Origin of the sequence: Comamonas piscis, from assembly GCF_014109725.1 — a bacterium.
GTDB classification, from domain to species: Bacteria; Pseudomonadota; Gammaproteobacteria; order Burkholderiales; family Burkholderiaceae_C; genus Comamonas; species Comamonas piscis.
This window is the reverse complement of the sequence record NZ_CP058554.1, coordinates 1836756-1862476: the sequence shown is the minus strand read 5'-3', so window position 1 is coordinate 1862476 and position 25721 is coordinate 1836756. Positions and strand designations below refer to the sequence as shown.

General features: G+C 64.4%; 25 protein-coding genes. 9 read left to right on the top strand and 16 right to left on the bottom strand.

Annotated features, from left to right (window positions below; all coding sequences use genetic code 11):
• Positions 1-33: 33 nt before the first annotated feature.
• On the bottom strand, positions 34-1095 hold the full coding sequence (locus HS961_RS08360) for an alpha/beta hydrolase (RefSeq protein WP_182327258.1): 1062 nt from the start codon (positions 1093-1095) through the stop codon (positions 34-36).
• On the bottom strand, positions 1092-2282 hold the full coding sequence (locus HS961_RS08355) for a cupin domain-containing carboxymuconolactone decarboxylase family protein (RefSeq protein WP_182327257.1): 1191 nt from the start codon (positions 2280-2282) through the stop codon (positions 1092-1094). Before HS961_RS08355 ends, HS961_RS08360 begins: the two co-directional genes overlap by 4 nt.
• 150 nt (positions 2283-2432) lie before the next feature.
• Between HS961_RS08355 and HS961_RS08350 the strand changes: the two genes are divergently transcribed.
• Positions 2433-3434, top strand: coding sequence for a LysR family transcriptional regulator (locus tag HS961_RS08350; RefSeq protein ID WP_182327256.1), 1002 nt, complete (start codon positions 2433-2435; stop codon positions 3432-3434).
• 3 nt (positions 3435-3437) lie between these two features.
• On the opposite strand, the gene HS961_RS08345 is transcribed toward HS961_RS08350, so the two are convergent.
• Positions 3438-4214 carry an IclR family transcriptional regulator gene (locus tag HS961_RS08345; protein WP_182327255.1) on the bottom strand — a complete coding sequence of 259 codons (777 nt, stop codon included), beginning with the start codon at positions 4212-4214 and terminating at the stop codon, positions 3438-3440.
• A gap of 136 nt (positions 4215-4350) precedes the next feature.
• Here HS961_RS08345 and HS961_RS08340 point away from each other — a divergent pair, with 136 nt between their 5' ends.
• From HS961_RS08340 to HS961_RS08305, 8 genes are read left to right on the top strand one after another with little or no spacing between them, the layout of a single operon-like run.
• Entirely contained in the window at positions 4351-5433 is a 1083-nt protein-coding gene (locus tag HS961_RS08340) for a cyclase family protein (RefSeq protein ID WP_182327254.1), read from the top strand.
• A 10-nt stretch (positions 5434-5443) separates the two neighbouring features.
• Positions 5444-7141, top strand: a complete 1698-nt coding sequence (locus HS961_RS08335; RefSeq protein ID WP_182327253.1) for an AMP-binding protein — start codon at positions 5444-5446, stop codon at positions 7139-7141.
• Positions 7138-8313, top strand: a complete 1176-nt coding sequence (locus HS961_RS08330; RefSeq protein WP_182327252.1) for an acyl-CoA dehydrogenase family protein — start codon at positions 7138-7140, stop codon at positions 8311-8313. Before HS961_RS08335 ends, HS961_RS08330 begins: the two co-directional genes overlap by 4 nt.
• The gene (locus HS961_RS08325; protein ID WP_182327251.1) at positions 8310-9047 is read left to right on the top strand and encodes an SDR family oxidoreductase; all 738 of its coding nucleotides are present in this window, start codon (positions 8310-8312) and stop codon (positions 9045-9047) included. The genes HS961_RS08330 and HS961_RS08325 overlap by 4 nt, the downstream gene beginning before the upstream one ends.
• Positions 9048-9107: 60 nt before the next feature.
• Entirely contained in the window at positions 9108-10133 is a 1026-nt protein-coding gene (locus tag HS961_RS08320) for a Bug family tripartite tricarboxylate transporter substrate binding protein (RefSeq protein ID WP_182327250.1), read from the top strand.
• A gap of 15 nt (positions 10134-10148) precedes the next feature.
• Complete coding sequence (locus tag HS961_RS08315) at positions 10149-11381, top strand: ABC transporter substrate-binding protein (RefSeq protein WP_182327249.1); 1233 nt, start codon at positions 10149-10151, stop codon at positions 11379-11381.
• Between the two features lie 11 nt (positions 11382-11392).
• Positions 11393-12544, top strand: coding sequence for an NADH:flavin oxidoreductase/NADH oxidase (locus HS961_RS08310; protein ID WP_182327248.1), 1152 nt, complete (start codon positions 11393-11395; stop codon positions 12542-12544).
• Between the two features lie 43 nt (positions 12545-12587).
• The gene (locus HS961_RS08305; protein ID WP_182327247.1) at positions 12588-13025 is read left to right on the top strand and encodes a sel1 repeat family protein; all 438 of its coding nucleotides are present in this window, start codon (positions 12588-12590) and stop codon (positions 13023-13025) included.
• Between the two features lie 4 nt (positions 13026-13029).
• On the opposite strand, the gene HS961_RS08300 is transcribed toward HS961_RS08305, so the two are convergent.
• The 13 genes from HS961_RS08300 to HS961_RS08240 all read right to left on the bottom strand — a co-directional run bounded on the left by HS961_RS08300 (position 13030) and on the right by HS961_RS08240 (position 25690).
• Complete coding sequence (locus HS961_RS08300; RefSeq protein ID WP_182327246.1) at positions 13030-13476, bottom strand: hypothetical protein; 447 nt, start codon at positions 13474-13476, stop codon at positions 13030-13032.
• Positions 13463-14626, bottom strand: coding sequence for a TadE family protein (locus HS961_RS08295; protein ID WP_238347835.1), 1164 nt, complete (start codon positions 14624-14626; stop codon positions 13463-13465). Before HS961_RS08295 ends, HS961_RS08300 begins: the two co-directional genes overlap by 14 nt.
• Before the next feature lie 17 nt (positions 14627-14643).
• Positions 14644-14952 (bottom strand): DUF192 domain-containing protein, encoded by a 309-nt coding sequence (locus HS961_RS08290; RefSeq protein WP_182327244.1) that lies wholly within the window; start codon positions 14950-14952, stop codon positions 14644-14646.
• Positions 14953-14963: 11 nt separating this feature from the next.
• Positions 14964-15851 (bottom strand): type II secretion system F family protein, encoded by an 888-nt coding sequence (locus tag HS961_RS08285; RefSeq protein WP_182327243.1) that lies wholly within the window; start codon positions 15849-15851, stop codon positions 14964-14966.
• A 3-nt stretch (positions 15852-15854) separates the two neighbouring features.
• Entirely contained in the window at positions 15855-16712 is an 858-nt protein-coding gene (locus HS961_RS08280; RefSeq protein WP_182327242.1) for a type II secretion system F family protein, read from the bottom strand.
• Positions 16709-18376, bottom strand: coding sequence for an ATPase, T2SS/T4P/T4SS family (locus tag HS961_RS08275; protein ID WP_182327241.1), 1668 nt, complete (start codon positions 18374-18376; stop codon positions 16709-16711). The genes HS961_RS08280 and HS961_RS08275 overlap by 4 nt, the downstream gene beginning before the upstream one ends.
• A gap of 30 nt (positions 18377-18406) precedes the next feature.
• Complete coding sequence (locus HS961_RS08270; protein WP_182327240.1) at positions 18407-20077, bottom strand: type II and III secretion system protein family protein; 1671 nt, start codon at positions 20075-20077, stop codon at positions 18407-18409.
• Between the two features lie 87 nt (positions 20078-20164).
• Positions 20165-21181 (bottom strand): Flp pilus assembly protein CpaB, encoded by a 1017-nt coding sequence (gene cpaB, locus HS961_RS08265; protein ID WP_182327239.1) that lies wholly within the window; start codon positions 21179-21181, stop codon positions 20165-20167.
• Complete coding sequence (locus HS961_RS08260; protein WP_182327238.1) at positions 21175-21384, bottom strand: hypothetical protein; 210 nt, start codon at positions 21382-21384, stop codon at positions 21175-21177. Before HS961_RS08260 ends, cpaB begins: the two co-directional genes overlap by 7 nt.
• Positions 21385-21395: 11 nt before the next feature.
• A complete protein-coding gene (locus tag HS961_RS08255) occupies positions 21396-22154 on the bottom strand; it encodes a hypothetical protein (RefSeq protein WP_182327237.1) in 759 nt (252 codons plus the stop codon).
• On the bottom strand, positions 22151-23224 hold the full coding sequence (locus tag HS961_RS08250; RefSeq protein WP_182327236.1) for a hypothetical protein: 1074 nt from the start codon (positions 23222-23224) through the stop codon (positions 22151-22153). The genes HS961_RS08255 and HS961_RS08250 overlap by 4 nt, the downstream gene beginning before the upstream one ends.
• A complete protein-coding gene (locus HS961_RS08245; RefSeq protein ID WP_182327235.1) occupies positions 23224-25023 on the bottom strand; it encodes a hypothetical protein in 1800 nt (599 codons plus the stop codon). Before HS961_RS08245 ends, HS961_RS08250 begins: the two co-directional genes overlap by 1 nt.
• Positions 25024-25354: 331 nt before the next feature.
• Positions 25355-25690, bottom strand: a complete 336-nt coding sequence (locus HS961_RS08240) for a pilus assembly protein (RefSeq protein ID WP_412101639.1) — start codon at positions 25688-25690, stop codon at positions 25355-25357.
• Positions 25691-25721: the final 31 nt, after the last annotated feature.

Here is a 25721-nt window from a genome sequence, read left to right as displayed (position 1 = left end):
CTTCCAGGTGATGAATGGGATGCTTGGCGCATGTCAGTCAAGTTGCTGCGCCGTGAGGAACTGCCCCACCAGGTCCGCAATCTCGCGGTTGTTGAGGTCCGACATCAGAAAGTGCGTGTTGCCATGCACACCGATCTCGGGCAAATGCACCAGTTGCGCATTGCCGCCATGCTGGTTGATGGCAGCCACCCAGCGCTGGGCCATGGCCAGCCGGACCCGCCAGTTGTCCTGCCCCCGCTCAGCCGTGGGTGTGGTCGGAAAGTTGTCCCCGTAATAGATGACGATGGGAATACGGGTCAGCTTCAAAAAATCGACCAGCGGCACAATCTCCGGCGCCAAGGTGCCTGCGGCGCTGGGCATGGGCTCGGGGGCATCCTGCTGCGCAAAGATAAAACCGCTGCCCGGCTCAAAAGCCACGATGCCCTTCACGTTCGGGTTGCGAATGGCGGTCAGCCAACCGGGGCCGCCCCCTTGCGAATGCGTGAACAAAATACCGGGCCCTACCTTGGAGAACAGCGCCGACATGGCATCGGCAATCACGCCGGCGTCATAGGGGCCGGTGTTGGGCGTGATCGAGCGCAAAAACTGGTTCAAGGTGTCTGGCGCCGGGTCAAACTGCACGTTGTCAAATCGCTTGGGCCATTGGCCAATGCGAAACTGGTCAAAGAACAGCTGGTCATTCGGTGTGGGTTCCACCGCCGTGGCCACCGTGCTGTTACCCGCCCGGCCCCGGCGCGGCTGGTCGACCAGGTACACCGAGAATCCGCGCCGCAAAAACAAGGTCTGGAAGCCCTCACGCCCATCGGGTGTGCTCTCCCAACTGCGCGATGACTGGAACGCCCCGTGCAGCATGACGATCGGCAGTGGCTTGGGCTGCACCGGCACCTGGTAGAAGGCATACAGATGGTCACCATGGAAACTCTGTCCTGCGGCAGTGGGCTGGTTGTTGTCATAGCGCCCGGGAGTCTGCTGCACCACACCGCCCACGGCAAAGCTGCCTTGGGACTGGATCTGCAATGGCGCCGTAGCCGGACCAGATTGCGTGGCGCATCCGGTGACCAGCGCCGTCGTACACAAGAGTTGGGAGATGTTCATGGTTTTCCTTTCGTTGCCAGCGCTTGGCTTAGGGCGACCTGCGCCCGCTCGGCGCTCGCGGTCTGGCCGCTGGCCGCCAACAGCTGGATGAGCTCCTGCAACTGCGAGGCACGCAGCCCCACCCGCATGCTGGCGAGCATGTGCGATCGCAACTGGGCCTCGGCGCCAACGGTGGCAGCCAATGCGCCCACGGTGGCCAGTTCGCGGCTTTGCCAATCGAGGTTGTCGCGCTCAAAAATGTCGCCAAACAAATGCGCCTGCAAAAACTGGTTGATGACCGGTGCAAACGCCATCACCGGCGCTTGTACCGGCCCGCCGGAGATTTCCGTCTGGTTTCTGCGCCCAACCGCTACCAGGTCCTCACCGGTTGCCACGGCAGCGCTGGGCGCTGCGCCGGCTGCATCCTGGATGCCTTGCTGCTGGCGCGCCTCCAGCACTTTCATCAACTGCGTGAGCGCATTCAGGCTTTTGGGAAAGCCCACATAGGCATACAGCTGCACCAGCACTTCCTGGCTCTCGCTGATGCTCAGCCCCGCATCCAGGCCCTGGCGCAGGGCGGCATCGAGCTGCGCCATATCGCTACTGGCGGCAAATGCCGCTATCAAGGGAATCGCCTGTTGCTTGGCATTGAGCGTGTCTGCGCCGGGGTAGTGGCGTGTGGGCGGCTGCGTCGCAGCGGCCTGCTGCAGGCCCGCGGCTTGCCAGGCTGCCTGGTAGTCGCCATCGCTGACCAGCTCCTGCCAGGTGACCGATTGGCCGTCCTGCTTCTCAGCGATGGCCACATGCACCATGGCCCCGCCCGGCCCTGCACCGTGCCAATGGCGCACCTGGGCCGGAATGCTGACGACATCGCCCACGCGCATCACACGCGCCGGCTGCCCCTGCTGCTGCACCAGGCCGACGCCCTGCGCGACGATCAGCGTCTGGCCCAGCGGATGGGTGTGCCAGGCCGTGCGTGCAGCGGCTTCAAAGGCGACGGTGCCACCGCCAGCGCGGCCAGGCGTTGGCGCGCTGAAGGGGGTGGTGATGCGCGCGGCACCGCTAAAACGGTCTGCGGCCCCCGTGGCAGCGGGCTGGCTGGCAGCGGTTTGAACCTCTACCACCGCCATGCGCGGGTTGCCGCTTTGTGGCTGCGCCCCGGCGCTGGTGGCGGCGCCGGCCAATGCGAGGCAAAGCAAGGATTTCATAGTGCGTAACTCCGGTGATGCGGGGCAGCGCTGTGGGTCCCAGCGCGCGATGAAGTCCACTTTAAGCAAGCGCGTTGATACTGAATAGTGGTGAATAGGTTGATTTATTGGCATCAAATTGATGACAATACGTAGCAAAGGAAGCACAGCATGGCCCTCAACGAACTGCGATCCATCACCACCTTCATCAAGGCGGCCGAGCTGGGCAGCTTGCGCAAAGCCGCGATGGACCTGGGCATCAGCCCCCAGGCGGCCAGCAAGGCGCTGGCGCAACTTGAAGCGCATCTCGACGCTCGCCTGTTCCACCGCACCACCCGGGTCATGTCGCTGACCGATGCCGGCCAGCGTTTGCTCGACGAAGTGCAACCATCGGTCCAAGGCATGCAACGCGCGCTGGACAATGCCCGCCAAGGCAAGGACGACTTCCAAGGCCCCTTGCGCATCGCAGGGCCGCGCAGCACGTTTGGCGGCATCCTGTGGCGCCTGGTCGAAGAGTTTTGTGATCTGCATCCCGGCATCCAGCCCGATGTGCTGCTGGAGGACCGGGTCGGCAACTGGGTGGAAGACCGCGTGGATGTCGGTTTCCGGCTGGGTGCATCGCCGCACGAGGGGGTGATTGCGCGCAAGCTGTTTGCGCTGCAGATGGTGGTCTGCGCATCCCCAGCCTACTTGCAGCGCCACGGCGCGCCTTCCTCACTCAACGCCCTGGCCGCGCATCGTTGCAGTGCCTTTCGCCACCCCGCCAGCGGCAAGGTCATGCCCTGGCATCTACTGGTGGGCGAGCAGATCGTGGACCTGCCCGTGGTGCCCGCGCTGTGCAGCAATGACGAAGCCTTTGAGCTCGATGCCGTGCTGGCAGGCAAGGTGCTGGGCCAACTGGCGGGCGTCACCGCCGCGCCTTATATCCGCGATGGGCGCTTGGTGCCGCTGCTGGTCGAGCACACGCCCGAGTACATCCACTACTTTGTGTACTTTGGCAGCAGAAGCTCCCAGCCGGCACGGGCACGCGCCTTTATCGACCTAGCCGTGCAGCGCCTGGTGGACAACCCCGAGTTCATCCTCAGCCATGAAGAGCTGCAGCGGTTTGCAGCCTCCGCATCCAAGCCAGAATCCAAGCCAGCATCCAAGCACAGTGCCAAAGCGCGGCACTGACTTTCAGCCGCCCCCCACCTGTGCAATGCCAGCCTGCGCCAACTCGTCGCGCAGCACCTGCAGCGCCTGGGCCTGGTGCGCGGCACCCATCTGCGCATCATGGTTGGCCACACTGATGGCAGCGATGTGCGCGCTATGGGTGGTCTGGAACTCGATCGCCAGCCCCACGCCAGTGGCGCCCGAGGTGAGCAGGTTGACGCTGAGCGAATGGCCGCGTTTGCGCGTCTGGCGCACCATGTCCATCAGCCGCTCCTGGCTGATGCCGGCGGCCTCGTAGTCCAGCCGGCGGCGCTGGTAGATCTGCTCCAGCTCGGCATCGCGCAGGCTGGCTGCCAGTGCCAGGCTGGCCGTGCCCTGGCCCAGCAGGCGGATCTGGCCGGTCATCAGGCTGTGGGCATGCAGCACCGTGCTGCCCGGCTGCACATGCAGGCAGTGGGCAAAGTCGCCCACGCGGATGATCAGAAACACGGTATCCCCCGTGCGCCGCGCCACCTTCACCATCACCGGGTGGCAAACCTCAAAGATCGGCGGCTTGGCCATCGCGGCCAGCCCCGTCAGCATGGCCTCCACCCCCAGCCGGTAGCGGCCTGATTCGGCATCCTTGGCTGCATAACCCGATTGCGCCAGCACCATCAGCAGCCGCCGCGCGGTGGAGCGGTCCAGCCCCGACAGCGCCGTCAGATCGGCAATCGACAGGCCTTGTACATGGTGGCGGGTCAGCAGCCGCAGCACCCCAACCAAGCGCGCAGGGCTTTGCGCCCCGGGAAAACCTGAGTTCATATCGTGAACATCCGTGCTGCCAGCTTTTGCCATCCCAGCGCTTCCCGTTTCATAGTTGCTCGTCACCCCGCAAGGCCCGCACAAGCTAATGCAGATTGCTGTCGGGGCCTGTCTCCCCCGTTATCTGGAATACCCTATGAACGCCTACCGCCCTGTACATGCCCCGCACCTGTCCCCTGTTGTCGGCAGCTCTGGCTCGCCCCGTTGGACCCAGCGCCCCGCGCAATCAAACTGGGGTGACTTTGGCCCCGATGACCAGCTCGGCCGCCTGAACTATTTGACAGCGGACAAGGTGAAGGAAGCGGCGCTGGAGATACAGACCGGTGAGCGCTTCTGCCTGAGCCTGCCGCTGGACAAACCCGGCGGCAATGCGCTCAACCCGCGCCGCCACCCACCCATCATCAAGCCGTCGCGCCGGCCGCTGGGCCCGGGCTTGAACTTTGCGCTCTCGCGCGAGAACCCGCTCTACACCGATGTGGTCAGCGACGACTATGCCGAGATCTACCTGCAGTACTCGACGCAATGGGATGCGCTGTCGCACGTGGGCAGCCACTTCGACATCAATGGCGATGGTGTGGACGAGCTGGTCTACTACAACGGCTTCCAGGCCGGCATCGACATCCTGGCCCCGGATGACCTGCCCGATATGGGCGGCCAGTCCCGCGCCAAGGCACTGGGCGTGGAGCGCCTGGCCGAGCAGGCCATCCAGGGCCGGGGCGTGCTGGTCAACCTGCGCCGCCACTTTGGCGACGGCCACACCTTGGTGTCCGGCAAGATGTTCAAGGAGGTGCTAAAGGCCGATGGCATCGAGGTCACCCAGGGCGACATCGTGGCGCTGTACACCGGCTTCAGCGAACTGCTGCTGGCCTGCGATGGCCCACCTAAGTCCGACATGCCGGAGACCGTTGGCGCGGTGCTCGATGGGCGCTGCCCCGAGCTCCAGCAATGGATCATCGACAGCCACATCACCACCTTGGTGGCTGACAACTACGGCATCGAATCGGTGCCCGGCCGGCCAGTGGACGGCAGCTGCGCCTTTCTGCCGCTGCATGAGCTCTGCCTGTTCAAGCTCGGCATGCCGTTTGGCGAACTCTGGTACCTGCACCCGCTGGCGCAGTGGCTGGAGGCCCATGGCCGCTACCGCTTTATGCTCACCGCGCCGGCGCTGCGCCTGCCCGGTGCCGTGGGCTCACCCGTGACCCCCGTCGCCACCGTCTGAAGGCCACCCTATGACACTCCAACCCATGGCCAGCGCGCCTAGCGGCGCGCGGGCCAACGATGTGCGCAGCCTGTTGGCGCTGGGCGCTGATGACGCGCCCGCGCTGCAGTTTGGCGGCCGCACCCACAGCTATGCGCAGCTGCGCAGCCAGGTGCAGCAATGCGCTTCCGGCCTGCGCCAGCAAGGCCTGGTCGCTGGCGATGTGCTGGGCCTGTGGCTGCCCAACACCCCCCACTGGCTGCTGCTGCACTTGGCCTGCGCCGAGCTGGGCGTTACCACTTTGAGCCTCAACCTCAAGCTCGGCGTCAAGGAGATCAGCAGCTTTATCGACCGCTCCGGCTGCAAGGCACTGGCCTTTGACCGCGCCACCGCCAATGCGCTTGCCGTTATGAATGGCGCTGCCGCCAGCGCAGCCAGCCTGCTGCCCGGCAACAGTCTGGAGCAGATCCTGGCGCAGCAAGGCGGCAGCCTGCAGTGCCTGATCGATGCCAGCCTGGGCCATACCAGCTCGGCAGCCGCGCCGATGCAAGTCGCTGGCACGGCGCTGCAGATCCAGCCCTGGCAAACGCTGATGGCAGCGCCCGCAACACCCCAGCACCCCAGCGCCTGCCAGGGCGATCAGACCTGCATCATCCTGTCTTCGTCCGGCACCACCAGCCAGCCCAAGCTCATCGTGCACCGCCAGTCCAGCGTGGCCCAGCATGCGCAGGATGTGGCACCCGGCTTTGGCATCGACGCGAGCTGCCGCAGCCTGCTGGCCTTGCCGCTGTGCGGGGCCTTTGGCTACACCGCAGCGATGGCCACCTTGGCCGCAGGCGCCTGCCTGGTGCTGCATGAGGTGTTCGATACCGCGCGCGCCGCAGCCTGCCTGCAGCAGGAGCCCATCACCCACATGTTTGGCACCAATGACATGGTGGACAAGCTCATCGCCGACCTGCCCGCCGGCTGGCAGCCACAGGCGCTGCGCTTCTTTGGCCATGCCAACTTTGTGCCCGGGCTCGATGCACTGCCGGCCCGCGCCGGCCAGTTCGGCATACCGATGGTCGGCTGCTTTGGCATGAGCGAGACCTTTGCGCTGTTCGCCCACCAGGACCCGGCCGCTCCCCTGCCCCGCCGCGCGCAATCGGGTGGCTTTCCGGTCTGCCCACAGGCGCGGGTGCGCGTGCGTGATCTAGAGACCGGGGCCCTCGCCGAGGCACAAGAGCCCGGCGAGCTGGAGTTCTACAGCCCCACCTTGATGCAGCAGTACCTGCACGATGCGCAGACCACGCAGCAGGCCTTTACCGAAGACGGCTATCTGCGCTCCGGCGATCTGGGCTACCTCAATGGCGACGGTGGCTTTACCCATATCTCGCGCCTGGGCGATGTGCTGCGCATAGGGGGATTTCTGGTCAACCCGGCGGAGATAGAAGAGTCGGTCATCGCCCTCAGCGGCGCCAGCGCCTGCCAGGTGGTCGCCGTCAATGCCTCGGGCGGTTCGCGGCCCGTGGCCTTTGTGCTGGAGCCCAGCGACAGCGCCAGTGGACCTTGGGACGAAGAGGCCATCAAGGCCCAGCTGCAGCAGCAGATTGCGCGCTACAAGGTGCCCATCCGCATCTTCCGGGTAGACACCTTCCCCTACACCATGGGGCCCAATGGCAAGAAGGTCAAACGCAATGAGCTGCGCGACTTGGCCCAGCGCCTGCTCGCGCAGGAGGCCACCGCATGAAGCAGCAATGGAAACTGGCCGAGACGCCTTTTTTTGACGAGCAGCATGACGAAGTTATCGCCCGGCTCAACCGCTGGATCAGCGACAACCGCGCGCTTCTGGCTGATGAGACGCCGCAGGATTTGCAGGCCGAATGCCGCCACTGGCTGCAGAGCTTGGCCCAGCATGGCCTGCTGGAATATGCAGCGCCAGCGATGGCCGATGGCATGGCGCCAGCGCTGGACCTTCGCGCCATCTGCCTGGTGCGCGAATGCCTGGGCTACTACGCGCCGCTGGCGGATTTTGTCTTCAGCATGCAGGGCATTGGCAGCGCCGCGCTGTGGCAAAAAGGCGATCCACGCCTGGTGGCGCCCTATGTGCAGGCCTGCAGCGAGGGCCGCAAGGTAGCGGCCTTTGCGCTGACCGAGCCCGATGGCGGATCGGACGTGGCCGCTACCAAGACGCGTGCCGTGCTGCAGGGCGACCACTACCTGCTCGAAGGGGCGAAATCCTATATCTCCAACGGCGGCATGGCCGACTTCTACGTCGTCATCGCTCGGACCGAAGAGGCCAAGGGCGCCAGTGGCCTGTCGGCCTTGCTGGTCGATGCGGATACCCCGGGCCTGCGCATCCACCGCGCCATCGACATCATCGCGCCCCACCCGCTGGCGGAGATCCATTTTGAGCAGTGCAAGGTGCCCGCCAACCGCCTGCTGGGCCAGCCCGGCGAGGGCTTCAAGGTGGCGATGGGCGTGCTCGATATCTTCCGCAGCTCCGTCGGTGCCGCCGCGCTGGGCATGGGCCAGCGTGCGCTGGACGAGACCCTGGTGCGGGTCAGCCAGCGCCAGCTCTATGGCCAGGCCATGGCCGAGATGCAGACCGTGCAGCACAAGCTGGCCGACATGGCGACGCAATTGGAGGCCGCGCGCCTGCTGGTGCACAAGGCCGCCTGGTGCCGCGATGTGCGCCAGCGTCGTATCAGCACCGAGGCGGCCATGGCCAAGATGCAGGGCACCGAGGCCGCCTTCCAGGTGGTCGATGCGGCGGTGCAGCTCTGGGGCGGCATGGGCATCACCTGCGGCAGCGTGGTCGAGCGCCTCTACCGCGAAGTCCGCCCCATGCGCATCTACGAAGGGGCGACCGAAGTGCAAAAGACCATCATCGGTCGGCAAATTTTGAAAGGCCTGGCATGACAGACAGCTCCCGCAAACCCCGCGTATTGGTCACCGGCGCCAGCCGGGGCATTGGCCGCGCCACCATGCGCTACCTGGCCGACAAGGGCTACCAGACCATTGGCCTGGCCCGCAGCATCCCTGGCGATGCGCAGCCTGATGAACAGTTCATTGCCTGCGATCTGATGGACCTCGAAGGCACGCGGGCGCTGGTCAGCGACCTGGCCGCGCAGGCCCCCTTCTACGGCCTGGTCAACAACGCCGCACTGGCCCACACCACCGACCTGGCCCACACCAGCGTGGCCGATATGAACGAGGCCATGGCGCTCAACGTGAATGCCTGCTTGGTGTGCATGCAGGCGCTGCTGCCGGGCATGCGCCAGGCAAGGGCCGGCCGGGTCGTCAATATCTCCTCGCGCGCCGCGCTGGGCAAGCCCAACCGCACCGCCTACAGCGCCACCAAGGCTGCCGTTATCGGCATGAGCCGCACCTGGGCGCTGGAGTTGGCGACTGACCAGATTACGGTCAATGTGATCGCCCCCGGCCCCGTGGCCACCGAGCTGTTCAAGACCGCCAGCCCCCCCGGAGCGCCACAGACCGAAGCGCTGCTCGCCGCCGTGCCGCTGCAAAGGGTGTCCGAGCCGGTGGAGATCGCCCATGCGATCGACTTTTTGCTGCATCCCCTGGCCGGCTACATCACCGGCCAGACCTTGCATATCGATGGAGGGCTGACGATCAGCGCCACCCGGTTGTAGCGCCTCTCTCATCTCGCTTAGGACACGGCACACCACAAAAAAGGAAACGGAGACAATGCCATGAACAACAAGCTTTCCCTGGAACAAGCGCCGGTCAATCCCGGCAGGCGACGGTGGCTGGCACGCAGCACCGCCTGGGGCGCAGCCAGCCTGCTGGCCGGCCACCAGGCCTGGGCGCAGAACCCCTACCCATCACGCCCGGTGCGGCTGGTCGTGCCCTTTGCGGCAGGCGGCGCCACCGATGTGCTCGGCCGCCTGCTGGCCAAAGCGCTGGAGCCGGGCCTGGGCCAGCCGGTGGTGGTCGACAACAAAGTGGGTGCGGCAGGGGCCATTGGCGCGACCCAGGTGGCGCATGCCGAACCCGATGGCTACAACATCCTGATGGGCGGCGTCGGCACCAATATCGTGCTCGAGCACACGATGCCCGACCTGGCCTACCGGCCGCAGCGCGACTTTGCGGCAGTGGCCTCGATCTGCAATGTGGACTATGTGCTGGTGGTGGCGCAAGACAGCCCCTACCAAACCCTGGGCGAGCTGCTGGCCGATGCCAAGAAGACACCAGACAAGCTGCGCTATATGTCCACGGGGCCGCTGGGCCCGCTGCATGTGGCGATGGAATACCTGGGCAAGCTGAGCGGCGCGCAGATGATCCATGCGCCCTACAAGGGCGAGGCACCGGCCCTGCCGGATCTTTTGCAGCAGCGGGTGGACATGGGCATGATGACGGCGCTCTTTACACGGCCCCAGGTGCAGTCGGGCAAGCTGCGCGTGCTGGCCACCTTGAGCGCGCAGCGCATGGCCTCCTGGCCCGAAGTCCCCACGGTGGCCGAGTTGGGCTACCCCGGCTTTGCCGCGCCGATCTGGAACGGCTTTTTTGTGCCGCGCAAGACCAACGCCCAGGTGGTCGATCGCCTGGGCAAGGTCACCGTGGCCCAGCTGCAGGCGCCCGAGTTGAAGAACCTGCTCGAAAAACAAGGCGTCTCCGTCACCGCCCAAGGCCCCGAGGCCTACGAGAAATTTCTGCAGGCCGAGCGCCTGCGCTGGCAACAGATGATCCGCGAATCCCAGGTACTGACCACAAGCTGAACAGGAGACAAAACCATGCGTATTTCTCAGATCCCCGCGCTGCGCGCCCACCTCCAACCCCTGGGCCTGGCGGCAGCGCTGCTCTGCCTGTCGCTGGGCGCCATGGCGCAATCGGGCCCGCCGGTGCGCATCGGCCTGATCGTCGACCAGTCAGGCGTCTACTCGGCCATCACCGGCAAGGGCAGCATCACCGCCGCCCAGATGGCGCTGGACGAGGCAGGCGGTCAGGTGCTGGGCCGCAAAGTCGAGCTCTTGACCTTTGACCACCAGAGCAAGGCCGATTCGGCCGCAGCCAAGGCGCGCGAATGGTACGACAACGGCGTGGACGCGATCCAGGACGTGGGCGGCTCGGCCGCTGCGCTGGCGGTGCTGAACATTGCCAAGGAAAAAGGCAAGGTGCTGGTGATGAGCGGCCCGGCCAGCGACCGCATCACCGGCGACATGTGCGGCCCCACCGTGGCGCACTGGGCCTACAACTCGTATGCGCTGGCCAACACCGTGGGCAAGGCGGCGGCCGAGAAGATCGGCAAGCAGTGGTACTTTCTGACCGCCGATTACTCGGGCGGCTATGACATCGTCAAGGCCACCACCCAGGCCATAGCCACTGTCGGCGGCAAGGTGATTGGCGAGACCCGCCACCCGCTCAATGGCTCGGATTTTTCGTCGGCCGTGGTGCAGGCCCAGGCCAGCAAGGCCGATGTGATTGGCCTGGCCAACTTTGGCAATGACCTGGTGAACTCGATCAAGGCCGCACGCGAATTCGGCATCACCCCCGAGAGCAAGCAAAAGCTCGCCTCGCTGCTGATGTACATCAACGATGTGCATTCGGTGGGCCTGCGCACCGCGCAGGGAATGCTGCTGTCCGAGGCCTTTTATTGGGACATGAATGACGAGACACGCGCCTTCTCGAAGAAGTACTTCGCCAAGGTCAATGCCATGCCCAATATGAGCCAGATGGGCGCCTACTCCTCCGTCAAGCACTACCTGAAAGCCGTCGAAGCCGCTGGCAGCACCGATGCCAAAGCGGTGATGGCCAAGATGCGCGAGATGCCGATCAACGATGTGTTCACCAAGAACGGGCGCCTGCGCGAAGACGGCATGATGGTGCACGACATGTACCTGTTCCAGGTCAAGTCACCGCAGGAGTCCAAGGCGCCTTGGGACTACTACAAGGTCATCAGCACGGTGCCAGCGGACAAGGCGTTTTTGCCGCTGTCCGAGTCGGCCTGCCCGCTGGTCAAGAAGTAGGCCGCAGCACCATGGCCCAGACCCATCTCTTCAGCCCCTTGCAACTGCGCGATGTGGTGCTTAAAAACCGCATCGTCGCCGCCCCCATGTGGCAGTACCAGGGCCGCCACGGCCAGGTACAGGACTGGCATTTGATGCACCTGGGGCGCCTGGCCGCAGGCGGCAGCGGCCTGGTGTTCCAGGAAGGCACGGGGGTGGAGCGGCGTGGCTGCGGCACCCTGGGCGATATAGGGCTGTGGCACGACGATATGGTGGCGCCCTTGCAGCGCATCGTGCAGCTGATGCGCGACTGCGGCACCACGCCAGGCATCCAGCTGATGCATGCCGGCCGCAAGGCCCGGCAACTGACCCCTGCGCAGGGCCGGGGCGCTTTGCCCTACCAGGCGGACATTGCCGACTGGGAGGCCTGGATGCCGATAGGCCCCAGCGCCATCCCGGCGGGCAAGGGCCTGGACACGCCCCTGCCGATGTCGCTGCAAGACATACAGCAGGTGGTGGAGGCCTTTGCCGCTGCCGCCCGCCGTGCCGCGCAGGCGGGCTACCAGGTGCTGGAGCTGCATGCCGGCCATGGCTATCTGCTGCACAGCTTTTTGTCGCCGCTGGCCAACCAACGCGGCGATGCCTGGGGCGGCAGCTTTGACAACCGCTGCCGGCTTCTGCTGACCGTCGTCGAAGCGGTGCGCGCCGTGTGGCCGGCGGGCCTGCCACTGTTCGTGCGCCTGTCCTGCAGCGATGGCGTGCCCGGCGGCTGGACGCTGGAAGACAGCATCGCGCTGGTCCAGCGCCTGCTGCCGCTGGGGGTGGATGTGATCGACTGCTCGTCGGGCGGCATTGCCGGCTCGCCATTGCGCGGCGGCCAGTCTGCGACCTATGGCTACCAGGTGGAACTGGCCTCGGCCATCAAGGCTGCCACCGGCGCCCGCACGATGGCCGTGGGCCTGATCGTGCATGCGCAGCAGGCCGAAGCGATTTTGCGCAATGGCCATGCGGACCTCGTCGCCCTGGCGCGGGAGCTGATCTACAACCCGAACTGGCCGATGGATGCCGCGCAAAAGCTGCAGGATGCACAGGACTTCCAGATGCTGACCAAGAACGAGGCTTTTTGGCTGGAGCGGCGCAAGGCCACGACACCGGATCTGCAGCCCTCCACCTTTGTGCGCTGACCCCTGCACGCTGCGCCCAGCTGCGCAATGCCACAATGGGGCGATGCGCATAACGCCCATCGCCCTCCCCCTTGCCTTGTTGGCCGTGCTGGCCAGCACTGGCTGCAAGCAAATCCCCTATGTGCCCTTGCCGGCTCCGCCCACCGGCATCCATTACGAGCCGGGCGCCAACAGCGCCGGCATCCCCCGCATGTCCGAAGCGGAACTGCTGCGCCAAAAGCACCTGGCGCAAGGGGGTGACAAACGCGCAGCCTTCAATGTCTACCAGCACCTGCGGTCGGTGGAAAACGACGATGCCCAGGCCCGTGACTGGCTGATCCTGGCGGCAGATCTTGGCCATGCCTCTGCGCAGTTCAACCTGGCCCAGATCGGCATCTACGAGCATGACAGCGCCAGCGCACTGTACTGGGCCAAGCGGGCCAAGGCCTCCGGCTACCCCCATGAGGCCGAGCTGGTGCAGTCGCTGGAGAACCCTGACTAGGCCGTCAACGTACCGCTTGCGGCAGCCGTGCCAGCTCGGCAGTCAGCGCGCGCACATCGGCCAGCGCACGGGTCTTGTCTGCCGGTGCCGCGCTGCCCGCTGATCCACCCAATGCCTGCGAAAAGCCCTGCAGCACCTGCTGGGCCTTTTTCAGCTCGGTCTCCAGGATCAGGCGGCGCTCGTCCTGGCCAAAATCAGCGCGCTCACGCGGGCGCGAACTTTGCGAAGGGGTCTGCGTTGGGGCTGGAGCGGAAGCGGCTGTACGCAGCGTGCGGCGTGCTGGCGGCGCAACAGCGGCCTTGCAGCCGGGTCCAGCGGCAGCCGCACCGCCGAGGAGGTATTCAACGCCTTCGTCCTTGCACACCGTTTGCGCCCCCGCCGGGGCGGCACTCAGCGCGGCGGACAGCAGCAGCGCGGCCGCTGCGGCCAGTGGCGTCTCAAGGCGCCGCATCGAATGGATTGGGAACATTCTCGACCCCCATCGGATTGGTCCAGATCGCAGGGCAGAAGGCATTGCGCAGGCCCACTACGTCCTTGAGGCCATCAAGGGCGGCATTGCCGACATGGGCCGTCACCCACTGCGCGCCATTGCGGATATTGCCGACCAGGTCGGGCACCAGGGTGGCGTAGTCGCCCAGGCCGCTGTTGCCATCGGCGACTTCCCATTTGAAGCTGGCATTGAGATCCGAGGTATCGCGGGCCGGCCCAAAGGCATAGAAAGGATGCCAGTACAGCGAGGACTGCATGCCCACCGAGGCCTCCTGCGTCAGCGGGAAGCGGTCGTTCGACAGGAAGAAGGCATCGATGGCCGAGACGCCAGTGGCATCGGCGCTGAGCACATCGTCGCCGGTGGTCAGCACCGAGCCGATGTGCTTGGAGACATAGCGGTAGCCCTGCATGGCCTTGATGATGATCGGCCCGGCAATCGGCACACTGAGCTTGTAGCCATAGTGCACCCGCAGGTGCAGGATATTGGTCTCGCCCAAGGTCTTGTTGGAGACGGCACCGCGCAGCCGCGTGTCTTCCAGGTTCGGCGTGTCGCCGTTGTAGGTGTCGGTTGCGCCGGTACGGGCATCACGCTCATAGGGCAGCGGCTTGCGGTAGCGCAGGCTGTCGTTGGGGATGCGCACAATGCCGCGCGATTCTCCGTAGTTCTCCACCATCGCCCAGTCCAGAAAGGTGTTCTGCGTGGGGTTGACGTACTCGATACAGCTGCCCTGGATCAGGTCGGTGTTGGTATTGATCCAGCCCTTGAGCAGGCCCGAGACACTGGAATCCGATACATAGAGCGGCATCATGCCCCGCACAAAGCCTTGCCAGACGCTGCCCTTGGTCAGCGCAGATTTGACATTGCCCAGGCTGACATCAGCCAGCATGCCCTTCTTGGCCATCGGAATGCGCAGGTCATAGGGCAGCGGCAAGGCATTGTTGAGCGAGCCCACGCGCGCCGCCTCATTGGCGGCGTACTGCAAGGTCAGCCGGGCGCGGTAGATCAGCGCAAACTGGACCAGCGACAGCGTGAACACCAGCACCACCGGCAACGCGATCAAGGTCTCCGTCATCGACACGCCGCGCTGCTGAGCACCGCTTGGTTTTTTCATGCGCATTTCAAGCCCTTTCAACATAGTTGCAGCCGCTGGCCCGGTGCCAGCCCCAGGCGCGCTGCCTCGCCGCTGCGCAGCTCCAGCACCCGTTGTGCGCCCCGGCACCAGGCCATGCGCCAAGGCGCCAGGCCGGCGCTGATACGCAGCACCTGCTGCTGCGCGTCGACAAACACCACATCGATCGCATAGCGCATGAAACAGGTGTGCACGGCCGCGCAGCGATCGAACGCCAGCGCCTCGCCGCTGGCCGGTGGTGGGCGAAAGATCAGCCCAAAGGCGCGCTCGGAAAAGCGCCGGGCGACCTGGACTTTGAGTGCGGGCATACCTGGCGGCGTCATTTCAAGGTTTGGTACATCTGCACCGCGAGTGGAAAAAAGATCACCATGAAGGTGACCGGAAAGATAAAGATCACCAGCGGGCCAAGCATCTTCACGGGCGCTTCCATCGCCAGCTTTTCGGCGTGCTGGAAGCGCTCGGTACGGCGCTGCTCGGAGATGGCGACCAGGGTATCGGTGACGCTGGCACCCAGCGATTCGGCCTGGGTCAGGTTGGAGACCAGGCCGCGCACATGCTTGTTGTCCATGCGCTCGGCCATGGCGTTGAAGGCATCCATGCGGCTCATGCCCGTGCGCATCTCGCGCAGCAGGCGCTCCAGCTCTTCGTGCATCGCACCGCGCGGCCCTTTTTGCACCGCTTGCGAGATCGCCGCCGTCAAGCCCAGGCCCGCCTGGCAGCACAGGGTGATCAGGTCCAGGTAACCGGGCAAGGTGCGCAGCACTTCCTTGTCCCGGCGCTTTTTGCGGTCGTTGACCCAGATGGCAGGCAGCATCCAGCCCAGCAGCAAACCGGTCAAACAGGCCAGGCGCACCCACTGTCCATCGATCTTCAGCGCCATCGCAGCGCCGGTAAAGGCCGCGGCCACCACGCCCATCGCAATCACCCGCACGGCGATGATCTCCTCGGCCTTCAGCACATACTCCAGCCCCGCCAGTTGGAGCTTGCGCTTCCAGCGCAGCAGGCTGGAGGTGGGCGCGATCTCCGAGACATGGAACTGCAGCACATTCACCGCCGGCCAGATGAGCCGGATGCCCCAGGGCAGTGGGTCCATGTGCTCGCGCACCGAAGGTCGGGCCTTGCGCACGATGGCCACAAAGTACAGCAAGATGATGGCCGCCATCACAGCGGACAGAAAGATGGCGGCAAGCAGAATGGCGTTTTTCATGGCTCAGATGTCGATGGCGACAATTTTCTTGATGGACATATAGCCCAGGGTGAGCATCACAATCATCACGGCCAGCACCCCCCAGCCGATGGGGGTGACAAACAGCAGGTGCATGGTCGGCTGCATCAGGTACAGAATGCCGCCGAGCACCACCGGGAACATGGTCATCACCAAGCCCTGGATACGGCCCTGGGCGGTGAGCGCCTTGATGCGCCCTTCGAGCATGGCCTTCTTGCGCAGGGTTTCGGCCAGCAACTGCAGCGGCTCGGACAGGTTGCCACCCACTTCCTTGGCGACACGCAAGGCCACCACCACCAGCATGAAATCCGGAATTTGGATGCGCCGCGCCATGTTCTGCACCGCGTCGTCGAAGGACAGGCCAATGCGCTGCTCCTTGAGCACGATGGCGAACTCATCGCCCAGCGGGCCTTTCTGGTCGCGCACCAGAATCTGCAGCGCCACCGACAGCGCACTGCCAGCACGCAAGGCGCTCGCAATGAAGAGCAAGGCATCGGGCAGCTCGGCCTCGATGCGCTCGCGCCGCTTCTTGCGCTGCCAGGCGAAATAGCGCGCTGGCAGAAAGTAGACGGCGCCGCAGACCACCACCACCAGCAACCAGTTGCGCGCAATCAGGTAGGTGATGATGCCGGCCACGACCACCATGGCCACATGGCCGGTCGCCAGGGTCAGCGCCTTTTGCGCATGGAACTCCGAGATGCCCAGGATCCTGAGGCCGCGCCCACGCAGGTAGACATTGGACTTGTCGCGCCACGCGCCCATGCGGCTGTAGACCAGCCAACCCGAGAGCACCACAAAGCCGGCAGCGGCCAGCAGAAAACCGAGGAACTGCCAGTTCTTCATACCGGCTCTCCTTGGAAGAACAATTCCTCCATGTTCACCGGCACGCCGTGCTCCACCAGCTTGGCAACAAAGTCGGGAATCACGCCGGTGGCCTCAAACCGGCCCTGGGTGCGGAACTCGGCATCCAGCCCGGTCTTGCGGAACATGAAAATATCCTGCATCTGGATCACGCCATCGGTGCAATTGAGCACTTCGGTGATCTGGGTGATCTTGCGACTGCCGCAGGGAAAGCGGGTGAGCTGCACCATCAGGTGGATGGCCGAGGCGATCTGCTCGCGGATGGCGGTGACGGGGATGTTCATGCCCGCCATGGTCACCAACACCTCCATACGCGCAGCGGCATCGCGGGGCGAGTTGGCGTGCAAGGTGGTGAGCGATCCATCGTGGCCGGTGTTCATCGCCTGCAGCATGTCCAGTGCTTCGCCGCTTCGGCACTCACCGACGACGATGCGGTCCGGACGCATCCGCAGCGAGTTCTTGACTAGGTCGCGGATGGAGACGGCGCCCTTGCCTTCCACGTTGGCCGGGCGCGCTTCCAGCGACACCAGGTTGGGCTGGTTCAGCGAGAGCTCGGCGGCATCCTCCACCGTCAAGATACGCTCGTCGTTGGGGATGAAGTTGGACATCATGTTCAGCAAGGTGGTCTTGCCGGTGCCGGTACCGCCCGAGACCACGATGTTCAGCTTGTTCTCCACCGCCAGCTGCAGAAAATCGACCATGGCCTGCGAGATCGACTGGTACTGCACCATGCCCTCGGCGCCCATGCGCTTCTTCGGAAACTTACGGATGGTGATGCTGGGGCCACGAATCGCCAGCGGCGGGATGATGGCGTTCACCCGCGAGCCGTCTTTCAGACGCGCATCCACCATCGGCGAGCTCTCATCGATACGCCGGCCTAGCGGCGTCACGATGCGCTCGATGGCGCCGTTGACGGCCAGGTCGCTGGTGAAGGACACATCGGTGCGCTCCAGCCGGCCGCGCCGCTCGATCCAGATTTCATCAAAGCGGTTGACCATCACTTCGGTCACCGAATCGTCCTGCAGCAGCACTTCCAGCGGGCCCAGGCCAATGGCCTCGTCCAGCAGCTGCTGGCTCAGCTCGGCCCGGTCAATGGTCTCGGGCAGGTTGGGGGTGTCGCGGATGATCTCGGCAATCAGCGCGCGCACGTTGGAGCGCAGCTCATCGTCCTTCATCTTGATGGTGTCGATGCGGCGCGCTTCCAACTGCTCCAGCAGCTGGCGGTGCAGCAGGCGGCGCCACTGCAGCATCGGGTCTTCCGGCCGGGGCTCTTTGCGCGTGGGGCGCTGGTGCTCCAGTGCGGGCTGGGCGGTCTGGCCGGGGGCATGCGCCTCTTCGCGCTGCCCGCCCAGCTTGTCATCGAGCACCACGATGATCGAATGCCCGCCGACTACCACTTCCTCGCCCCCACGGCAAGGGCCATAGCGCGTCACGCGCTCGTTGTTGACCCAGGTGCCGAACAGGCTGCCCCGGTCTTCGATGAAAACCTCGCCGTCATGCAGCATCACCACCGCATGGTCGCGTGCCACGTTCCAGCCGGTGAGGTGCAAGGAGCGGTCGGTAGATTTGCCGATGGTGAAGGTCTCAGCGCCGAGCTCGAACTCCTGCGCCTTCTGGCGGGGCGAATTGACTAGTAACTTATGCACGGTGTTCTCCGGGATCAGCGGCCGCAGCCATCAGTTGTGCGAATAGCTATCGGGGTCCAGACCGCGCTCGGGCATCGGCGGCTCGACCTTTTTGGAGTTGCGGTGGAGGTCTTCGGTCAGGTCGGTGAAGCCGTTGGAGATCTGCTCCTCCATCTGCTGGGTGCGCTCCAGGCGGGGGCGCGAATCGCGCGCGGTCACCACACGCGGGGTGATGAACACCACGGTCTCGATCTGGTTATCGCTGTCGTTGTTGTTCTTGAAGGCCCAGCCCAGCACCGGCACATTGCGCAGACCCGGCAGGCCATCGGTGGCGCGCGAGGACTGGCGGCTGATGAGGCCCGAGAGGATGATGGTGTCGCCGTCGTCGACATTGAACTCGCTCTCGGTGCGCCGCGTCAGCAGCCCGGGGATGCCATCGACCGAGATGGACTGGTCGATGTTGCTGACCTCGGCCAGAATCGAGCCGGAGATATTGCCGGCGCCATCGGCCATCGGCTTGACATGCAGTCGCAGGCCATAGGGCTTGTAGTTGACCGAGCCGGTACCCAGCGCGCTCATGGCCGGCAAGGGGATTTCACCGCCCGAGAGGAAGCGCGCTTCGCCGCCACTGCGGGTGGTGAGCTTGGGCGATGCCAGCAGCATGGCATTGCCACGCTGCACCTGCAGGTTGATGGCCGAGGTCAGCGCCGTGCTCAGGCCAAAGTAGTAGCGCGCCTTGCGCCGGCGCTGGTCCAGAAAGCCCTGGCCGTAGCCGCTGTCCATGTTCGAGAAGGGCGAGTTCTCCGGCAGGATGCGGTAGCCGCCGTTGGAGGCGATATCGGAGAACAGGCCAAAGTTGAACCCGCCACCGGTCGTATCCCACTTCATGCCCAGGTCGTCCAGTGCCGAGCGGGAGAACTCCACAATGCGCACATCCATCTCGATCATGCGGTCCACGCGCAGGCGCTCGGAAGTGGCGAAGGACACCACGGCCGGGCCATACATGCGTGCAATTTCGCGCAGCCGCGTGACTGCGGCGGGGTCGAGGTTGGAGCCGTCGAGGATGATCTTCTCGCCGACACGGGAGATGCTCACACCGGTGATGCCGGCGGTCAGCATGGAGATCTCGCCTTCGATGCGGTCCAGATCGACCACGTTGACGCGCGCCTTGAGGCTGCTGACCTGGCCGTCCTTGCGCCAGACATGGATCGTGCTTTCACCGGCGTCCAATGCCGTCAGCAGCAGGCTCTTCTGGTCCACCACGCGCGCTTCCATGATCTTGCCGTTGCCGACGGCCACACGCACCACATCGCGCACCTCGATCAAGGTCATCTGCCCGACATAGAGCGACAGCGATGCGGGCAGGTGCTTGATCACCAAGGGCTGCACACCTCCGATGCTGGATGCATCCGAGGCGGGCTGGGTGTTGACGCTGACGGTGGGCAGGGTACGAAAGCCCGGCGAGGTCAAAGGTGCCGTCTGGCCCTCGGTGTCGCGGGCGAAATCGCCACCGTCTCCGCCTTGGCCACGCTGCTCGGCCTCCGCCTGCAGCGAGGCAGATTGCGCAGCGCGCAGCAAATCACCCAGTGCGCCATTGGCTGCCGGCTGCGTGGTGCCGCTGGATGGCTGCGCGGCCAACAACGGCGCCGTGGGCAGGGCCAGGGCGAGCGCGACGCAAGCCGTCGCACCCCAGGTCTGAAGGGGCGGACGGGGACGTGACATACAGATCATCGAGGAATTCATGGTCTAGCAAATCTTTGGAGCGAATGGCGCAGCGAGGCCAGGGAATAAATCAGGGCGAAGCGGTTATCAGTAGGTACCGGCCACGGCGGGCGCCTGGGGCGTTGGCACGGTGGCGCCGGGCACCGCAGCAGCGCCCAGCAAGGCTGCCAGCGGCGTTTGCAGCTGGGTTTTGACCCCGCCGCCGCCGACGATGTACTCGACCATCGCCGGCGCACGGCCGGGCGCTGCACGCACCACCGGCTGCTGGGGACGGAAGCTGTTGATATAGCTGGCCAGCTGCTGGGCGTTGGTGCCCGTGTCGAGCGTCTGGCGGTCATCGGCATTGCGCAATGCCGCGACAATCTTGCCGAGCTTCTGCGCCAGGATAAGGCGCTGCGCATCAACCGGTGGCAGGCCCACGGTCACCGTGGTGTAGCTGCGCTGGCGGTAGGGATCGACGGTATTGGCGATGTCGGGCCGCTTGCGCAACTCGGAGAACTGTTCCGAAGTGATCTGACCAGTGGCACGCACCACCACGTCCTGCAGGAGCGGCACGACGATGGCATCTTCGGCCTGGGTGCCGCCATCCTTGTCGGCGATGAACAGAAAGTCAATGTGGTCGCCCGCACGCAGCATGCCCGAGATGGTGCTGACCTCATCGACCGGGATGGTCACCGCCCGCACGCCGGCTTCGAGCTCTTCGGAGAACAGCTTGCGCGGCGTCACAAAAAAGTTGGCCAACAAGGGCTTGCCGGCGCTGATATCCACCGAGAGCTGGCGGCCCAGAAAGCCGTCGATCATGTCGGGGGTCAGCACATCGGCATGCACATAGGCCGAGGGCACGCTGCGCTTGGCCACCATCTCGGGCAGCAGCGCGGTACCGGCGGGGATGTTCTGGATCGGCACCACCACATCGGTGCGCAGGCGCTCGGCTTCGGATTCCAGATTGGCCTGGATTTCGGCCTCGGAGGTCTTGAGGTAGTACCAGCCCAGGCCTGCTGCGACGACACCCAGGGTGATGGCGGCAATCAGTGGGGCAGCACGGCGCGAGCCATTGGCCAGCCGCGAGAAACGATTCGGTTTGGGAGAGTTTGGGGTCACCATGGCAAAGAGATCGTGTAGGAATAGGAAGCCCAGGCTGAGCGGAAGGCATCAATCAACAGTTGAAAAAGCGATTTGTCTGCGCCCGGCATGGGTGCAAAGAAAACGGCCGCCAGCACGCCCGCGACGATCACGTACTCGGTCATGATCTGCCCGGACTGCCGGCTGGCACGGGGAACAGGGATGGATGGGTGGGGTATCGGCATGGGGGAAACGGCTAGGCCTGCGGCAAGGTATTGCTGATGACGATGGAGCAACCCACGCCGTTGTGGGCGATGGCGATCACGGCCTCCTGGCCACCGCGCCGCAGCACCACCTGGGCGCGCGTGCCACCCTTGACGGTCTTGCGGCTCAGCACCGTCCAGCCGGCCACCAGCGCCTGCTCGCGGATGTAGAGCTCATTGGCCTCGACGCTCAAGGTATTGCCCCAGACGGTGGTGCGGTTGACCCGGTCAGCATCAAACGAAAAGGTGTCGGAGAACTCATCGGTGCCCATGGGCACGGCCAGGTAACTGCGGCGCTGCAGCTGATCGCTGACCAGCTGCGGCACCGCGCCGTGCAGCCAGGCCGAGGAGATGCGCACCTGCTGCTTGCCGTTGGGCAGCGGCCGGAACTCGGCAGTGATGCGGAAATGGCCATCGCGCGCGCCAAGGATCGGAATGCCATCGAGCGTGGTCTCCGAAAAATCGGCCTTACCGCCCAGCCATTCCTGGTAGAAGCGCTGGGCCTTGCGGGTGTCGCCATCCACATCAAAGGCCTGGATCTGCATCGGAATCTTGTTCTGAACGATCAGCTCGGCCACCCAATACGGCGACAGATTCTTATCGGGAAAAAGGATGGCCGGCCAGGCAATGGCGTTGCCGGGCGCAGCGCGGGCCGCGACCGGCAGCGAGACGGCCAGCACCGCCAACAACAGGCCAAGCAGCCGCGCCCACCGCGCCCCCAGCCAGGGCCAGCACAAAGGGTTCATCGTCATGGCAAGGTGTTGACGACGGGCGGCGGCGGGAAGGCGCGGTAGAAGCGGAAGCAGTCCTTGCCGTCGGGCTTCTCCAGCGGTCCGCATTCATGCTCGCCCGGGTTGTCGTTATAGGTCTCGTCGGCAGGTACCTTCTGCAGCCACTCATAGCGGTCCAGCGGTACCGATTTCTCCTGTGCATCACCCGGCGCCAGGCCCATGGTGAGCTTGTTATGGTCAAAGGTGGGCCAGAGCCACTTGAGCGTGCTGCCCAACTGCCCCAGCGGTGCACGGAAATCCTGGTACTCGGGCCGGTCCAGCAGCTTCATCGGCACCAGGCCCTGGATCTTGGATTCTTCGCGGTTGGTGCCGCCGGCGCTCCAGGGCTCGGACAGCATGGTCACATGGTCCTTGATCTCGAGCTTGAGCGGCAACGGAGTGTCGTTCTTGTGCAAGGCCGATTCGACCCTGCCAAATTCGGTGGGAAAGCGCTCGGCGGCAAAGCCAGCGCCGCGCTGCAAAGCCACCTCCGTGCGCATATAGCCCTGGGTGACAAAGCGGAACTTGGCGATCGACTCGCCCTTGGCCAGGTTCTGCACCTCGCCGACCTTGGAGAACACCGTATCCATGAAGGCCGCCACCGAGGGCAGCGGTGCAGCCGTGGTCTTGGCGCTGAGCGACTCGTTGAAGTCGGGCATGCGGGCCTGGCCGTTGGTGAACTCGGACACGGCTTCGCCATGCACGCCGGTGTCCGTGTCCTGCTTGGGGTCGCGGAACACATGGCGGCGCAAATCATTGCTCAGCTCGGTATCCGACTTGCGGATGGCCCCGCTCGCTCCCTTGTACTGGTCGGCCGACATGACTTCGGTTTCCGCCGCGCCAGGAAACCAGACCGCGCGCTGCCAGGCATTGAGCTTGGCCGCCGCTGTGACCTGCATACGCGCCTGGCCGTAGTCGGCAATCAAGGGAACAGCCGCCATCAGCAAGGCGGCAAAACCGCTGATCAAGGTAACCTCGACCAGCGCACTGCCCTGCTGCGCACGTTGCTGAGCGGGGCGGCGCTGGGCCTTCATCGGGGGAGTCTGGAACATCATTGCGCCGCATCCTGGTTGTCGGGCTCGCCGCCCCCGAACAGGCCATCCGACCCGCCCAGGGCCGAGCCAGCCACGGCCACGCCACGTGCCCAGATGGAGGGCTCGACATGGTGGACCTGCCAGTACGGCGAAAAAAGGTTCTTGTGCTCGATATAGCCGCCGGTAAAACCGACCTTGATCGTGCGGCCGGCAATCTGCAGCGACTTGTACTGGTCCTTGGTCATGTCGCGGCGCTGCCAGCGGTCCTGCGGCCGCTTGAAATACAGCCGGGCGGAGGACAGCGCGCTCATGTCGCCGCCAAACAGGCGGTCGCGCAGGCCGATGCTGTAGTCATCCTTGGCATAGCCAAAGCCGGCTTGCTCCCCGGTGCGCACATCGCTGCCCTTGCGCGCGACCATGACCGAAATGGTCGGGCCTTTGTCGGTCAGGCTGCCCCACTTGCGCGGGTTGATGCTCGTCATCGACAGGTCGCCGTACCACTTGTCCTGGTCGCGGCCCTTGAGTGTGCGCAGCTGGCGCACATCCCAATAGCGGGGCAGCGAGAAATTCTTGGTGACCAGGCCAATGTCGGTGCGGGGCTTGTACTTATAGGCCGAGTTGAACTGCAGCACCGCGTAAGGCACCAGCAAATTGTTGCCATCATTGTCCCGACCAGCAGCATAGATGGCGCTGTCGGACAGCCCGCCCTTGGTCAGCTTGCCGTAGTCGCGCTTTTCATCGCTTTGGTACTCGGGATCGACATTGCGCGGTTTGAAATTCTTGTCGTAAGAGCGCAGAGCCAGGCGGTTGCCGGACCAGCCCTTGTCGGCATAGCCGGAGCCGCCGGTGGCAGCGGCTGCGCCCAGCCCGAAATCGCCGACAAAGCGCTCGGCCAGCAGCATCCCGGCACCGGCCACGTTCACCGAATCAGCAGATTGCCAGCGGATGCGGCCACGCTCATCGGCAATGTCGGAGCCCCGGGTGGCGACCAGCTCGGTGCCGCCCTTCCAGGACACCGTGCCCTTGAGCAGCTCTTGCATGGCCGTGGCAATCGGGCCGCTGGACAGGTCAAAGCTGGAGTCCTCGTTCTGCATGCCGCTGATGCCCTGGCCGATCAGCCCCGGGAAAATGCGCCGGTCCTTGGTGAAGTCATCGCGTGTCGCCTGCGCCGCATGGGCAAAGCGCATCGCATCAAAAAAATCGTCTTCGTCGTTGCGGCGGTCCGACGTGGTGCTGTAGAGCTTGATGAAGTTGAGAAACTCCAGCGAGGAACTGGCAATCAGCGGTGCATTGGCCGCTACCGGCAAATAGGCCTTGTCATCGTTGTCATTGAGCACATCCTTGGCCACCACGATGGCTTCGGGGATGCTGACGCCGGTGGTGGCCGCCTGCGCCAGGGAGATGGCGGTGTTCAGCACCCGCAGTGCATCCACCATGATCTGGAACGGCCGGGCCGAAGGTTCGATCGCCTTGGCAATGTTGTTGGCCTGGCGCTGGTACTTGGCAGCGGCCTGCACATTGCCGCCCCACTTGACCAGGTAATTGATAGCGCTGACGAAGTCATAGCGCGCGGCGGCCGCAGCTGCCTGGGCCAGGTTCCAGACGCCCTTCTGCCCTTCGATCTCTACCCGCGCGACCTGGATATTGGCCGCCGTGCTGACCACCATCCCGATGGAGGTTTGAAAGCTCGCCAGCATGGCCACGCCCGCTTCATTCGCGGCCATGGCCCGATTGGTATAAGCCAGAAAATTTAATTGCCGCGCAAATACGGTGGATGCACTATAGGTCATCGCATCGGCATTATTTTGCAGCTTCATTTTGTCTCGCGCAACAATGGCCGTGTTATAGACCAAGAATATGCTGAGACAGACCACCGGAATCATGGCCAACAAATAGACAATCACCTGCCCTTTTTGTACGCGATCTCTAGACCGATACGAATTTGGATTATGCATGATTGCCAATGTTATTTAATTCATTCAATTCCGGAGGTCCTCCCTCCCGTTTATTCCTCAGAGACATAATCGCAACCCCAGAACCCAAATAGTGCTTGGAGGCGCGCTGCAAAATCACAGGCAGTACTGGCGTACCACGAGGCCGAAGGCCTACAACTTTGCAGCAGCGCACCAGGGGGTGCGACCCTGGCCCTTACTTGGCGCCGTCGTTGCCGCCTTCGGTGTAGGTCGACATATTCATGTTCTTCTGTGCATTGGTCAGCGCCTTACCCGAAGCAGCCTGCGCTGCAGTAATACCTTCCTTACCCGATTCACCACCGACTTCTTTAGCCATACCCGCTACCTGGCTGCGAACCGTTTGGCCGAAAAAGCTGAATGCGGCAATCGCGGCAATCGCGATCAGGCCCAAGATAATGATGTATTCCGTCATGCCTTGGCCGCGCGATGTGCGCTTGGCCACGGGCTTGGAGATGGTTGCAATATGGGAATTGGTGTGATTTGTCATATTCAAGGCTAGCTCCTCATTCATGGATCATTCGGATGAAAATTCAGGGGTTTCA

Excerpts from the sequence above, each read along its gene's own strand:
- HS961_RS08360 (WP_182327258.1), bottom strand. The coding sequence starts at position 1,095 with ATGAACATCTCCCAACTCTTGTGTACGACGGCGCTGGTCACCGGATGC.
- HS961_RS08355 (WP_182327257.1), bottom strand. The coding sequence starts at position 2,282 with ATGAAATCCTTGCTTTGCCTCGCATTGGCCGGCGCCGCCACCAGCGCC.
- HS961_RS08350 (WP_182327256.1), top strand. The coding sequence starts at position 2,433 with ATGGCCCTCAACGAACTGCGATCCATCACCACCTTCATCAAGGCGGCC.
- HS961_RS08345 (WP_182327255.1), bottom strand. The coding sequence starts at position 4,214 with ATGAACTCAGGTTTTCCCGGGGCGCAAAGCCCTGCGCGCTTGGTTGGG.
- HS961_RS08340 (WP_182327254.1), top strand. The coding sequence starts at position 4,351 with ATGAACGCCTACCGCCCTGTACATGCCCCGCACCTGTCCCCTGTTGTC.
- HS961_RS08335 (WP_182327253.1), top strand. The coding sequence starts at position 5,444 with ATGACACTCCAACCCATGGCCAGCGCGCCTAGCGGCGCGCGGGCCAAC.
- HS961_RS08330 (WP_182327252.1), top strand. The coding sequence starts at position 7,138 with ATGAAGCAGCAATGGAAACTGGCCGAGACGCCTTTTTTTGACGAGCAG.
- HS961_RS08325 (WP_182327251.1), top strand. The coding sequence starts at position 8,310 with ATGACAGACAGCTCCCGCAAACCCCGCGTATTGGTCACCGGCGCCAGC.
- HS961_RS08320 (WP_182327250.1), top strand. The coding sequence starts at position 9,108 with ATGAACAACAAGCTTTCCCTGGAACAAGCGCCGGTCAATCCCGGCAGG.
- HS961_RS08315 (WP_182327249.1), top strand. The coding sequence starts at position 10,149 with ATGCGTATTTCTCAGATCCCCGCGCTGCGCGCCCACCTCCAACCCCTG.
- HS961_RS08310 (WP_182327248.1), top strand. The coding sequence starts at position 11,393 with ATGGCCCAGACCCATCTCTTCAGCCCCTTGCAACTGCGCGATGTGGTG.
- HS961_RS08305 (WP_182327247.1), top strand. The coding sequence starts at position 12,588 with ATGCGCATAACGCCCATCGCCCTCCCCCTTGCCTTGTTGGCCGTGCTG.
- HS961_RS08300 (WP_182327246.1), bottom strand. The coding sequence starts at position 13,476 with ATGCGGCGCCTTGAGACGCCACTGGCCGCAGCGGCCGCGCTGCTGCTG.
- HS961_RS08295 (WP_238347835.1), bottom strand. The coding sequence starts at position 14,626 with ATGAAAAAACCAAGCGGTGCTCAGCAGCGCGGCGTGTCGATGACGGAG.
- HS961_RS08290 (WP_182327244.1), bottom strand. The coding sequence starts at position 14,952 with ATGCCCGCACTCAAAGTCCAGGTCGCCCGGCGCTTTTCCGAGCGCGCC.
- HS961_RS08285 (WP_182327243.1), bottom strand. The coding sequence starts at position 15,851 with ATGAAAAACGCCATTCTGCTTGCCGCCATCTTTCTGTCCGCTGTGATG.
- HS961_RS08280 (WP_182327242.1), bottom strand. The coding sequence starts at position 16,712 with ATGAAGAACTGGCAGTTCCTCGGTTTTCTGCTGGCCGCTGCCGGCTTT.
- HS961_RS08270 (WP_182327240.1), bottom strand. The coding sequence starts at position 20,077 with ATGTCACGTCCCCGTCCGCCCCTTCAGACCTGGGGTGCGACGGCTTGC.
- cpaB (WP_182327239.1), bottom strand. The coding sequence starts at position 21,181 with ATGGTGACCCCAAACTCTCCCAAACCGAATCGTTTCTCGCGGCTGGCC.
- HS961_RS08260 (WP_182327238.1), bottom strand. The coding sequence starts at position 21,384 with ATGCCGATACCCCACCCATCCATCCCTGTTCCCCGTGCCAGCCGGCAG.
- HS961_RS08255 (WP_182327237.1), bottom strand. The coding sequence starts at position 22,154 with ATGACGATGAACCCTTTGTGCTGGCCCTGGCTGGGGGCGCGGTGGGCG.
- HS961_RS08250 (WP_182327236.1), bottom strand. The coding sequence starts at position 23,224 with ATGTTCCAGACTCCCCCGATGAAGGCCCAGCGCCGCCCCGCTCAGCAA.
- HS961_RS08245 (WP_182327235.1), bottom strand. The coding sequence starts at position 25,023 with ATGAAGCTGCAAAATAATGCCGATGCGATGACCTATAGTGCATCCACC.
- HS961_RS08240 (WP_412101639.1), bottom strand. The coding sequence starts at position 25,690 with ATGAATGAGGAGCTAGCCTTGAATATGACAAATCACACCAATTCCCAT.